Below are 11,346 nucleotides of genomic sequence, written 5' to 3' on the forward strand. Positions count from 1 at the left end.
GATTTCGAACCTTTCATGGCGCAGAAATCGCGTTATATCATGCACTTGGTGCACTACCTGAACCGGATGTCGCCCACAGATTCTGCTGACGAGCCATATTTTTTACGTCTCGTATCGCTGCTTCGATTCTGCCCTAAGGGCCGATTTCTCTGGTGCTGAATGTCTAAACTTGAGTGTCAAATCTTTCCATCTGATAAGCATTAGAGTACTGCGAGCATCTGGGCTGCAAGTCTCAACTTCATCGGATACCATGGCTGATGGGCGCTTGGATTGCACATGGATCGCTCTTGATAAATCGCGACTCAACCGGCACTATAGTGCCGACTGCCGACTGCCGACTGCCGACTGCCGACTGCTGTGAGGTGGGTTGATGTCATGGAGCCGTGTGGCTATGTGCGAGAGAGCTCTGGAATCAGCTTGAGGCGCTTTTTCTGTGTTTAATCATCTGTGTTTCGTACTCCACCCCATGTTTATGTAGATACATGACTAGGTCAAACTTGGGCATACGTTGTTACGTAGAGCTTACTCAAAAAGTATTTCTTATGATCATTTGAAATTTAAAATTAACAACTAATTGTTTTATAAAGAATATTTTTTCTAACAATCCGCGGTTTAATATGATTAATTGAGCATGGGTGAGCTTGCGTTCAAATCAAGTGCAAGGGTTTTCGCATAGTTTGTTCAAAAACCTTGCACTTAAATATTGATTTATACAATATTTCAATTCAAAAACAACTATTTATACTTTCTGAGTAAGCTCTACGTATTCGGGAAAGATGCAAGGCGCGAGGCGAAGCTGAATGGTCGTTCCATTCGCAAGCCTCGCAACGCAGCAGATGCCCGAATACACAACAACCCTTCGGGCTGGGGTCACTTTTGGCGCATACCGGCGTTGCAAGCCACTCGTTGTGAATGACACAACGGCGTGTCTTGCGCCTTGGTCTGCGCCAAAAGCAACCCCAGCGTATGCTCAAGTTGTTTATTAACGAGCCCTTAATGGCCTGACGTCGAAGGGTATTTGCATCTTCACTGCCGGTGGAGTTGACGAACCTGATGAGATAACAAATTCATATCTGGGCCCTGCGATGTACTACAGCAGCCTTGGGTTGTGCAGAATGGTGGAAATCATTTGGGATGCTGGATGCATGTGCCGCCACCTGGAGTATGACCAATATCCTGAATCCCACGTCTACTTTATCGTGCAGCGTGGCTGATTCGCATGAAGTGTTCCTATGAATCGATCGCGGAGCACTGTGGAGTGCGGCATTGCTCTGCAGTAAGCTACGTGCCAGATGTTGACCGCAGTGATTGGATGGGTGGTGACCAGCCCCGTCAATCAGCATTTTTTGGAGGGTTGCCTCGGTTTATTGAGTATTTCGGGCGACTGCTGTCAGGAACCAATGTGTGTGATAAACGTTTCCATAGATGACGCTGGGGGGCGAGCAGGTCGGCCAGTGTGTAGCCATCAAGAACTGCCAGAAAAGCGGACAGGGCCTCGTTCATGGCGGTACGCAAAACACAATTCGGACTGATGATGCATAGATTGTTTTCACCGAAGCATTCGACTATATCCATGCTGGCTTCCATATGCCTGATTACTTCTCCGACATTGATTGCTTCGGGCGAGCGAGCCAGACGCAGGCCCCCGTTTTTGCCGCGAAGCGTTTCAATATAACCCAGCTGGCCAAGCCGATGAACGACTTTAACTATATGGTTGCGTGAAATGTCGTAGCACTCGGCAATTTCGGAGATAGTTGCCAATTTCTCGCCCTTTAGACCGAGATAGGTCAGTACGCGGAGAGAGTAATCACTGTAATCGGTTAACTGCATAAATTGTATTGGAGAGATGAGAAAATAGTATACCGCCATTCCAGGGCAGGATTAAAAATATCATAATGCCTGCAGTTTCCAGCTTTAGGCCATACAATTGGGCGGAATTTATTTACGGTATAAGCCCAGATATATGGCTTTAATTCAGTATTTCCAGATAGTGTTTTAAGGTAATTGACAATTTAATCCAGCCGGGTTAGATTAATATAAAAGATGTATATTAAATACATTTTTAATTCTGGCCAAAATCTTGAGAGGAAATTGGCTATTTTGCGTTTTTATTGTTCTTTTAAAGATGCATTTAAAATGCATCATATATGGAGAGTAGTCCATGAAAATAAATTCACTAATGCCTGCAGTTTACTGTGTTCATGCATTGCTCTTGCTGTGTGTCTTGGCAACCGTCTCTACAGCTAGCCGGGCCGAGAAGCGCGTTTTTGACATGACAATCGAAGATACCCGTATAAACCTAGTGGGCAACAGGGATTTTCATACCTTTGCATTTGATGGACAGGTTCCGGGCCCTCTCATACATGTCAAGGAAGGGGATGAAGTAACGGTCAACGTGACCAATATGACTACGTTGCCGCACACCATTCACTGGCATGGCATGCTTCAACGCGGCACCTGGCAAAACGATGGTGTGCCGGGGACAACCCAGGAAGCGATTAAACCTGGGGACACGTATACCTACCAATTCGTAGCGGAGCCTGCCGGCACCATGTGGTATCACTGCCACGTAAACGTCAATGAGCATGTCACGATGCGTGGTATGTGGGGGCCGCTCATTGTGGAACCCAAAAATCCTGCTCCAATTGAGAAAAAAGTTACCAAAGACCTCATCATGATGTTTTCTGATTGGGCGTCCAAGTGGGCTTCCAAGCCGGGAGAAGGCGGGATACCCGGAGATGTCTTTGATTACTTCACTATCAATGGAAAATCTTTTCCAGATACGCAACCGATACGGGTCAAGAAAGGAGATGTTGTGAGGTTGCGGCTGATCGGATCCGGGGATGAATTTCACTCGATTCACATTCATGGCCACATAGCCTTGGTGGCGTTCAAGGATGGGCTGCCTCTGGCCCATCCCTACCAGGGTGACACCTTCGTAGTGGGGCCTGGTGAGCGCTACGATCTCATTATTAACATGGATAACCCCGGTCTATGGATGGTGCATGACCATGTTGATACGCATACCACAAATGGTGATAAACCCATGGGCGGGATTATGACCACAATCGAGTATCAAGAGGTGGGAACTGACTATCCATTTTATGAATGGAAAGACAAGAAATTTATGCCGGATTTTTATTACGAAGCATCTCTTGCAAAACCTCATGGCATTCATCGTTCCAAGGTCTTTAAGGGGGAGCTGATTGAAGAGTAGCGCGTGTTTTCTAAAAAAGGAATGGAGAAGAAAAAATGAAACGACAGATATTTATTGCTGCAAGTATTAGTCTTTTTACAACAGCTACACCCGTTTTGGCTGAAGATGGCGATTCTATATTGAATTCGAAGTGTTCTGGCTGCCACGCGCTGACCAAGCCCGATGACTTGTCGCTGGACAGGCTATGGGAACGCAAGGGACCTGACCTATTTTATGCCGGCGATAAGTTCAATAAGCCATGGCTGGTGCAGTGGTTGCAAGCTCCAGTGCCTATAAGGCCTGCTGGCGAGTTTTACCGCAAATATGTTAAACCAGGCGAGAAATCCGACATCATCGACTCGAGTAAACTCAAGCCTCATCCGAAGCTTTCTCAATCCGAAGCCGAGGTGGTTGCCGATACCCTGATGACTTTGACTGACTCCAGTAATTTGATCGAGAAAGGAAAATTCAAGGGTGAGAAGGTCAGCGCATCGATGGGCCGCATGTTCTTTACCAAACTGCGAGGCTGCGCCGCGTGTCACTCAGATAGCCCCGGCAAGGGTGGGTTGTCAGCTCCCGAGCTGTACACAGCGGGCAGTCGGCTTCAACCCGACTATATATATAGCTATACCAAGCATCCACAAAAAATTGATCCGGCGGTCTGGATGCCCAGATTAGAGCTATCGGAACAGGATTTGCAAAGACTTACCGGCTATATCGTTCAACTGGATGCAGGGAGGGATTAGAAATGGATGTGAAAAAAACAGTTTTAGGAGCCTTACTTATCGGCTTTGCAAGTATCTTTATTATTCCAGCGCTTCCCGCCATGGCAGCGAGTGACAATAACCAGTACCAGCATGCGGAGCGGCTTTACGATACCTATTGTACGCAATGCCATGGTGTTAACCGGGACGGCAATGGTATCAACAGTACTAATATGTCCGTACAGCCCCGAGATCACAGCGACCCTAAAGGGATGGGAGACATTCCGAATAGTGAGATAGCTGAAGTTATAAAAAAAGGTGGTCTGGCTGCAAATAAATCGGTTCTGATGCCGGCCTGGGGAGATATTTTGAACGATGAGGAAATCAAGGAATTAACGGCCTATCTGCGTCATGTGTGCCAGTGCGGTTCAGATCAATAAGCAGGAGACATCAAATGAAGAATAAAAAATCAATTTTAGGCTTGAATATCGCAGGATTAGTCGTCCTATCTTCTCTACTCATGCAAGCTGAAGCAAAGACTGTGAAAGTGACCATGCATGCGGTGGAAGCAGATTTGCCTTTTGATAACAAAGGAAATACCTATCGCGCTTGGACCTTTGACGGCAAGGTGCCTGGACCGGTAGTGCGGGTTACCGAGGGTGACACGGTAGAGTTTACGCTTATCAATGACAAGGAGAGCAAAAACTCTCACTCAATGGATTTTCATGCTGCCAGACTGGATGTGGTTGAAGACTTTGACTCCATCAAGCCTGGAGAGACCAAGAAATATACCTTCACGGCCGACCATCCTGGTGTGTTCTTTTATCACTGTGGTTCTGACCCAATGATTCAGCATATTGCTAGAGGCATGTTTGGCGTCATCATTGTCGATCCCAAGGATTCGAACGCATTACCTAAGGCAGACCGCGAATATATTTTGATTCAGTCCGAATACTACGCCAATCCAGACGACAAGAAAATCATGATGGATAACGACTGGACTAACATAATGTTCAATGGTGGTGTTTTCAAGTATGACCCGGTGCATGATTCGGAAGCAACTCGCTGGCTGCAAGCCAAACCTGGAGAGCGGGTACGTGTTTATTTCGCGAATGCAGGCCCCAACGAATTTTCTTCCCTCCATCCCATCGCTGGTATCTGGGACCGTGTTTACCCTAGTGGCAATCCCAAGAATGTCATGTATGGAATGCAGACATATGTTGTAGGGCCGGGTGATGCGGTGACGCTTGATCTGATTTCTCCGGTTGAAGGGGCTAACGCAATTGTCAATCACTCTATGCGTAGCGCTCACAGCGGTGCTGTTGCAGTGATTATATTTAGTAACGATGCAGACCCTGAAATGGGCCATGGCGAGAATATTTTGATTCGCTAGGGGAAGCCCGGAAATTGCTATAAAAGCTATGGGTGAGACTGTCTAAGCCGATTTTTCTGTCAAGTTGGAATAATCAGTCAATCGCATTAGCCAGCCTTGTCCGCGGCAAGCCAGCCTGTTTCGGTTTTTACATGTGTACCGAGGCTGTGGCGAGTACAAAAATATTTTTTGAATGCTCCCGGGTAGCTTATTTAGCAATTTTATTTTCAGGGATGGATCACCAGCTCCTTTGTAATTCGTTTGTTCTTTCAGGGACATGCCATGACAAATGATTCTGATTTTGAGACCTTGGCGATACATGCTGGCATACACCGTAGCCAATTCAATGAGCATGCAGAACCTATCTATTTAACATCGAGTTTCGTATTTGATAGCGCTGCGCAGGCTGCAGCACGTTTTTCCGGTGAAGAGCCCGGCAACATCTATTCTCGCTTCACTAACCCGACTGTCACGGCCATGCAGGAGCGATTGGCTGCACTTGAAGGTGCGGAGGCTTGCATTGCAACCGCTTCGGGCATGTCCGCCATTCTGGCCTGTGTGATGGGTTTGTTGTCGTCAGGGGACCATATGGTTGCCTCGCGCAGTCTTTTTGGCTCAACAGTCAATCTTTTCACCAATATTCTAAACCGCTTCGGGATCGAAACAACCTTTATTCCGGGGGCTGATCCTGATGCCTGGCGGGCGGCTGTCAGGCCAGCCACCAGGATGCTTTTTATGGAGACGCCCTCCAATCCCTTGACAGAAATCTCCGATATTGCGGCAGTGGCGGACATTGCCCATGAAGCTGGAGCGTGGCTCGCTGTGGATAATTGTTTCTGCACACCGGCACTGCAACAGCCACTGAAGCTGGGAGCAGACTTGGTCATTCATTCCGCCACCAAATATCTGGACGGGCAGGGCAGGGTGCTAGGCGGTGCGGTTTTGGGAAACCGCCGTTTATTAATGGACGGAGGAATATTTGGCTTTCTGCGCACGGCTGGCCCGGCGTTGAGTGCGTTCAATGCATGGGTGATACTCAAAGGTCTTGAAACCTTGGCGATCAGAATGCAGGCGCATTCGGCGCATGCGCTGGAAGTCGCACGCTGGCTGGAAACACATCCCGCCGTCGCGCGCGTTTATTACCCCGGGTTAGTCTCTCATCCGCAACATGAACTTGCTATACGCCAGCAGGACACCGGCGGAGGCATGGTTTCGTTTGAAGTGCAAGGCGGCAAGGAGAAAGCGTGGCGAGTGATCGATGCAACCCGGCTATTGTCAATTACAGCCAATCTTGGCGATACCAAAAGTACGCTTACGCATCCAGCCACTACCACACATGGGCGAATCAGCCAGGAGGAGCGGGATGCTGCCGGTATCCGTGACGGATTGCTGCGTCTTGCAGTGGGACTGGAATCACCATTGGATATCAAGCTCGACCTGGGGCGTGGGTTGGCATTGTAGGTGATCCATGCTGGCGAGCGAATAGTTGGTTGCAAGCTGTCATTAGGAAAATAATTGCATGAATACCAGGGTGTACAACGCGCCATTAAGTGATGAGAAACTGCAGCAGCTCGATCTTTTGCTGCGGGATCTTGATGAAGGGCATATCGAGTGGCTTTTGGGGTATTTGTCCGGCTGGCGCGCAGCACGGAATATTGCCAAGTGCGAATATGGACAGGGCGCTGCCGGCACGGTCGAGCTGACGATACTTTTTGCATCGCAAACTGGCAATACTGAATCCGTCGCGGCTTTGCTTGCGGATAAGGCAAAAGCTAGCGGTATGACTGTCAAAGTATTTGATATGGCAGATTACAAGCTGCGGCAACTGAAAAATGAAAGGTATTTGGCAATTTTGACTTCTACCCATGGTGAAGGCAGCCCGCCTGATGGCGCCATGGATTTTTATGAATTTCTGCACAGCCGCAAGGCGCCGGAGCTGAAAGGCCTTCAATATGGTGTGTTGTCCCTGGGGGATTCCAGCTATGAATATTTTTGCCAAACGGGCAAGGATTTTGATGCGCGTTTGCGGGAGTTGGGTGCGACGGCGATTGTTTCCCGCGTCGATTGTGATGTTGATTACGACAATGCAGCTGAGAAATGGATGCAGTGCCTTATCAGCACGCTCAGTAAGTCTTCCCGGGCAGCCGCTGCCCCATTTTCCCTGCCGGTGCTGACTGGTACGCGTCATGACCGGAGGACGCCTTTCCTGGCACCTTTGCTGGAAAATCAACTGCTCAGCGGGCGTGGTTCCAATAAGGAAGTACGCCATATCGAACTGTCCCTGGGAAGTGCGGGTCTGCGATACCAGCCCGGTGACGCATTGGGCGTATACCCCCAGAATGACCCGGAACTGGTCGCTCAGCTGATACAGCACTGTGCCTTTGATCCTGAACAGATAGTTGAATTGAATGGGCAGAGCTGCAGCGTTAGGGAAGCGCTAATGAGCCATCGAGAAATTACTATGCTCACTCGATCACTGCTAAAAAAATGGGCCGAGCTGGCGCAATCGGATGCGCTGATGAAACTGATTGCGGATAAGACAGCATCGGCTGAGTGGCTGCGTGGCCGTGATGTGCTGGACCTGGTGCGAGCCTTTCCGCTGCCTGGGTATGATGCAGCCATTTTCCTCGATTTGTTACGAAAACTATCTCCGCGCCTGTATTCCATTTCTTCAAGCCAGGCCGTTGTTGGCGAGGAAGTGCATATTACCGTTGCCGCCGTGCGGTACCAGGCGCATGGCCGGGAACGTCATGGGGTTGCTTCGGTTTGGCTGGCCGACCGATTGACCTCTGATGCGGTTGTGCCAGTCTATATCGAGTCGAACAAAAACTTCAAGCTACCGGACGATGATGATGCGCCTATTATCATGATTGGACCCGGAACAGGCGTCGCGCCTTTTCGCAGTTTTATACAGGAGCGTGAAGCGCGAGGCGCCAGAGGTCGTAACTGGCTATTTTTTGGCGACCAGCATTTCCGTACGGACTTTCTTTATCAAACCGAATGGCTTGCCTGGCGCAAATCCGGATTGCTGACATCTTTAGATTTGGCATTTTCCCGGGACCAGGCTGAAAAACACTATGTGCAGCACCGGATACGCGCGAAATCCAGGGAAGTCTGGGCGTGGTTGCAGGAAGGGGCCTATCTTTATGTGTGCGGCGATGCTGATAATTTGGCTCCCGATGTAAATCAAGCCTTACTTGATGTTATCAGTCAGCATGGCCATAAAAGCTTCGATGAGGCGAGAGAATTTCTACGTGATCTCAGTCGTGACAAGCGTTATCAAAGGGATGTGTACTGATGGCTAAACAACTCACCGAAACTGAACTAATAAAATCAGAGGGCCGTTTTTTGCGCGGCGGGATTATCGAAGGACTGGCCGATGATGCGACTGGTGCTATTTCTCAGAAAGATTCCAAACTGACCAAATTTCATGGCGTTTATATGCAGGATGACCGCGATTTGCGCGACGAACGTCGACGTCAGAAACTCGAGCCCTGGCACTATTTTATGGTTCGGCTGCGTTTGCCCGGGGGGGGGGTGACGCCTTCACGGTACCTTGAATTGGACCAAATTGCGGGTAACTATGCTAATGGAACACTCCGGATGACTACCCGGCAAACATTTCAATTTCACGAAGTTTCCAAAAAGAACTTGCCCCTGCTGATGAAGCGAGTGGCGGCGCTGGAGCTGGATACCCGTGGAGCCTGTGGCGACGTGAACCGCAACGTCATTAGCGGTGTGAACCCTTACCAATCGCCGCTGCATGCCACAGTACATCAACTGGCCTGTGCGATTAGCAATCGTCTGTGCTGGCGCTCAGCTGCCTATGCAGAAATTTGGCTGGATAAAGAGTGTGTCTATCAGGTGGGAATTGATGAGGAACCTTTTTATGGTCACCGCTACCTGCCACGCAAATTTAAAATTGCTATCGCCATTCCGCCACAGAATGACTGTGATGTTCTGGCTAACGATATTGGGCTGATTGCCATTTTCGAAGAAGGCAAACTGCAAGGTTTTAATGTTGCGGTGGGCGGTGGCATGGGAATGACCTATGGTGACACAGGGACCTATCCGCAGCTGGCAACGGTTGCCGGATTTGTGCCAGAAGAACAGATTGTTGACGCATGCGAGGCGATAGCAGCAATACAACGGGACTTTGGAGATCGCAGCAACCGCGCGCACGCTCGCTTCAAATACACCATTGATGACCGTGGAATGGATTGGTTTGGCAAGCAATTTGCGCATTATCATGGTCAATCGATGATGGCAGCCAAGCCATTTGTACTGAATAGCAATGGCGATCGCTTTGGTTGGGTTGAGGGGCATGATGGCCACTTCCATCTGACACTATACATTCACAGTGGCCGTATTGCGGATACTGAAAATAGGCAGCTGCGTACCGCTTTAAGGCAAATTGCCATGCTGCATCAAGGCGAGTTCCGGCTTACTTGTAACCAGAATCTGATGATTGCCAATATCAGTCCACAGCATCGGCCAGTGATTGAGCAACTGGTTGCCAAATATCGACTTGATGACGGCAGTGGCAAGCCTGCCTTGCGCCTCAACGCAATCGCTTGTGTGGCCTTACCTACTTGTGGGCTGGCCATGGCGGAAGCCGAGCGCTATCTTCCTCGTTTCTTGCAAAAAATGGAGGAGATCATTACGGCTGTGGGCTTGCCGGAACAGCTTATCAATATCCGTATTTCTGGCTGCCCCAATGGTTGTGCTCGTCCTTATCTAGGAGAAATTGCACTGATTGGCAAAGCAATCGGCAAGTATAACCTGTACCTTGGTGCCGATTTCAGTGGCCAGCGCCTGAATCGCTTGTATCTGGAAAATGTCGATGAAGCGACAATTCTGGCTGGGTTGAAACCGCTGATAGAGAAATTCGCCAGTGAACGTGGACAAAATGAAAAATTCGGCGATTTCCTTGTGCGCAGTGGAATTGTGGAAGCAGAGCGTAATTCAGCCATGATGCATAGTGCACTGAAAAAAACAGATCATTGAATTCTATTGGTAGCAGCCCGTATTGAGTCAATACAGAGACAGATAATATCCTTGCCAGGGTGTTAGTTATTACATATGAATATACTGAATTTGACGAAAATATTGTATTAAAAGTTATATATAACAAGCAATTAACCCTATTTTTAAAGGGGTTGAAGAGGTGTTTCTCTGCCGGTTATGATTGTTTAACTTTGATATGTTAGAAGAGGTTGAAAATGAAAAATCGATACTTGGTTGACAATAGTATTGATCCGCTCGCAGTACCGGATACGGCTCGCAGAAAGCTGCTCAAGTTCACTGCCTTGACAGCCAGCACTGGTTTGCTTTGGTTTGGCGTTGGGTCGTCGGCAGCACGCGCAAGCGGCAAAGCAAATACATTGCTTCTGAGCTGCATGGATTATCGCTTGATGGATGAGATCGAGCGTTACATGCTTCGCAGAGGGCTTTACCATAACTATGATCACATTGTGTTGGCAGGCGCTTCATTGGGTGCGATTACCGATAAGTATCCGCAGTGGAGTAAAACTTTTTGGGATCATCTCGATTTATCGGTCAAGCTTCACGGGGTCCATACGGTCATGATTATGGATCATCGCGACTGTGGTGCTTACAAGGCACTGCTTGGAGAAGATTTTTTCCAGAACCCTCAGAGAGAAACAACCGAGCATGCGACTAAGCTGATGAAGCTCAAGGCCATGATTCTTGAAAAGTATCCTAGCATCGCAGTGGAGACGTTGCTGATGAACCTCGCAGGCGAGGTGGAAATGATACAACATGCTCCGCTAGCCTAGGGGCCGGAGGGTTTTAGTGCGCATGATGCTCCAGCGCATTACGACAAAGGAAAGTGTCTGGGTATACCTTCTTCCGCCGATAAAGAAAAGCCGGTGTCTTATTGTATGGAGCATGATCGGCGCTGCATACCCTGTCCTCGCGGACAACGGAAGCATCATCGATAGCCTGACTGGCTTCAAGATCAATGAAACGGCCTTCATGAAATCACTGGGTGTGGATTTTGGGGGGTGGGTGGAGATTGGTTTCGCAGCTAACCCGCAGAATCCAAGCAACAA

At 48.8% G+C, this 11,346-nt stretch carries 9 protein-coding genes and 1 pseudogene; 9 read left to right on the plus strand and 1 reads right to left on the minus strand.

What is annotated here, in order from left to right:
- Nucleotides 1-1,332: 1,332 nt before the first annotated feature.
- Entirely contained in the window at nt 1,333-1,830 is a 498-nt protein-coding gene (locus tag BLV85_RS12925; RefSeq protein WP_090415664.1) for an Rrf2 family transcriptional regulator, read from the minus strand.
- A gap of 331 nt (nt 1,831-2,161) precedes the next feature.
- Between BLV85_RS12925 and BLV85_RS12930 the strand changes: the two genes are divergently transcribed.
- The 9 genes and pseudogenes from BLV85_RS12930 to BLV85_RS15515 all read left to right on the plus strand — a co-directional run.
- On the plus strand, nt 2,162-3,217 hold the full coding sequence (locus BLV85_RS12930) for a multicopper oxidase domain-containing protein (protein ID WP_090415657.1): 1,056 nt from the start codon (nt 2,162-2,164) through the stop codon (nt 3,215-3,217).
- A gap of 35 nt (nt 3,218-3,252) precedes the next feature.
- Nucleotides 3,253-3,942, plus strand: coding sequence for a c-type cytochrome (locus BLV85_RS12935; protein WP_090415658.1), 690 nt, complete (start codon nt 3,253-3,255; stop codon nt 3,940-3,942).
- A 2-nt stretch (nt 3,943-3,944) separates the two neighbouring features.
- Nucleotides 3,945-4,340 (plus strand): c-type cytochrome, encoded by a 396-nt coding sequence (locus tag BLV85_RS12940; RefSeq protein WP_090415659.1) that lies wholly within the window; start codon nt 3,945-3,947, stop codon nt 4,338-4,340.
- Nucleotides 4,341-4,354: 14 nt separating this feature from the next.
- Nucleotides 4,355-5,293, plus strand: a complete 939-nt coding sequence (locus tag BLV85_RS12945) for a multicopper oxidase domain-containing protein (RefSeq protein ID WP_090415660.1) — start codon at nt 4,355-4,357, stop codon at nt 5,291-5,293.
- Between the two features lie 261 nt (nt 5,294-5,554).
- Complete coding sequence (locus tag BLV85_RS12950; RefSeq protein ID WP_090415665.1) at nt 5,555-6,733, plus strand: O-succinylhomoserine sulfhydrylase; 1,179 nt, start codon at nt 5,555-5,557, stop codon at nt 6,731-6,733.
- A 58-nt stretch (nt 6,734-6,791) separates the two neighbouring features.
- Nucleotides 6,792-8,570, plus strand: a complete 1,779-nt coding sequence (locus BLV85_RS12955; protein WP_090415661.1) for an assimilatory sulfite reductase (NADPH) flavoprotein subunit — start codon at nt 6,792-6,794, stop codon at nt 8,568-8,570.
- Nucleotides 8,570-10,279: an NADPH-dependent assimilatory sulfite reductase hemoprotein subunit gene (locus BLV85_RS12960; protein WP_090415662.1), complete on the plus strand. Its 1,710-nt coding sequence runs from the start codon at nt 8,570-8,572 to the stop codon at nt 10,277-10,279. The genes BLV85_RS12955 and BLV85_RS12960 overlap by 1 nt, the downstream gene beginning before the upstream one ends.
- 215 nt (nt 10,280-10,494) lie before the next feature.
- Nucleotides 10,495-11,070, plus strand: coding sequence for a carbonic anhydrase (locus BLV85_RS12965; protein ID WP_090415663.1), 576 nt, complete (start codon nt 10,495-10,497; stop codon nt 11,068-11,070).
- A gap of 16 nt (nt 11,071-11,086) precedes the next feature.
- Nucleotides 11,087-11,346: pseudogene (locus tag BLV85_RS15515) on the plus strand (hypothetical protein); the annotation flags it as partial.

The sequence above is a fragment of the Nitrosomonas halophila genome (genome assembly GCF_900107165.1).
In the GTDB taxonomy this organism is placed as follows: Bacteria; Pseudomonadota; Gammaproteobacteria; order Burkholderiales; family Nitrosomonadaceae; genus Nitrosomonas; species Nitrosomonas halophila.

Bases quoted from the DNA above. Each gene is read 5' to 3' on its own strand.
- BLV85_RS12925 (WP_090415664.1), bottom strand. From the start codon at position 1,830: ATGCAGTTAACCGATTACAGTGATTACTCTCTCCGCGTACTGACCTAT.
- BLV85_RS12930 (WP_090415657.1), top strand. From the start codon at position 2,162: ATGAAAATAAATTCACTAATGCCTGCAGTTTACTGTGTTCATGCATTG.
- BLV85_RS12935 (WP_090415658.1), top strand. From the start codon at position 3,253: ATGAAACGACAGATATTTATTGCTGCAAGTATTAGTCTTTTTACAACA.
- BLV85_RS12940 (WP_090415659.1), top strand. From the start codon at position 3,945: ATGGATGTGAAAAAAACAGTTTTAGGAGCCTTACTTATCGGCTTTGCA.
- BLV85_RS12945 (WP_090415660.1), top strand. From the start codon at position 4,355: ATGAAGAATAAAAAATCAATTTTAGGCTTGAATATCGCAGGATTAGTC.
- BLV85_RS12950 (WP_090415665.1), top strand. From the start codon at position 5,555: ATGACAAATGATTCTGATTTTGAGACCTTGGCGATACATGCTGGCATA.
- BLV85_RS12955 (WP_090415661.1), top strand. From the start codon at position 6,792: ATGAATACCAGGGTGTACAACGCGCCATTAAGTGATGAGAAACTGCAG.
- BLV85_RS12960 (WP_090415662.1), top strand. From the start codon at position 8,570: ATGGCTAAACAACTCACCGAAACTGAACTAATAAAATCAGAGGGCCGT.
- BLV85_RS12965 (WP_090415663.1), top strand. From the start codon at position 10,495: ATGAAAAATCGATACTTGGTTGACAATAGTATTGATCCGCTCGCAGTA.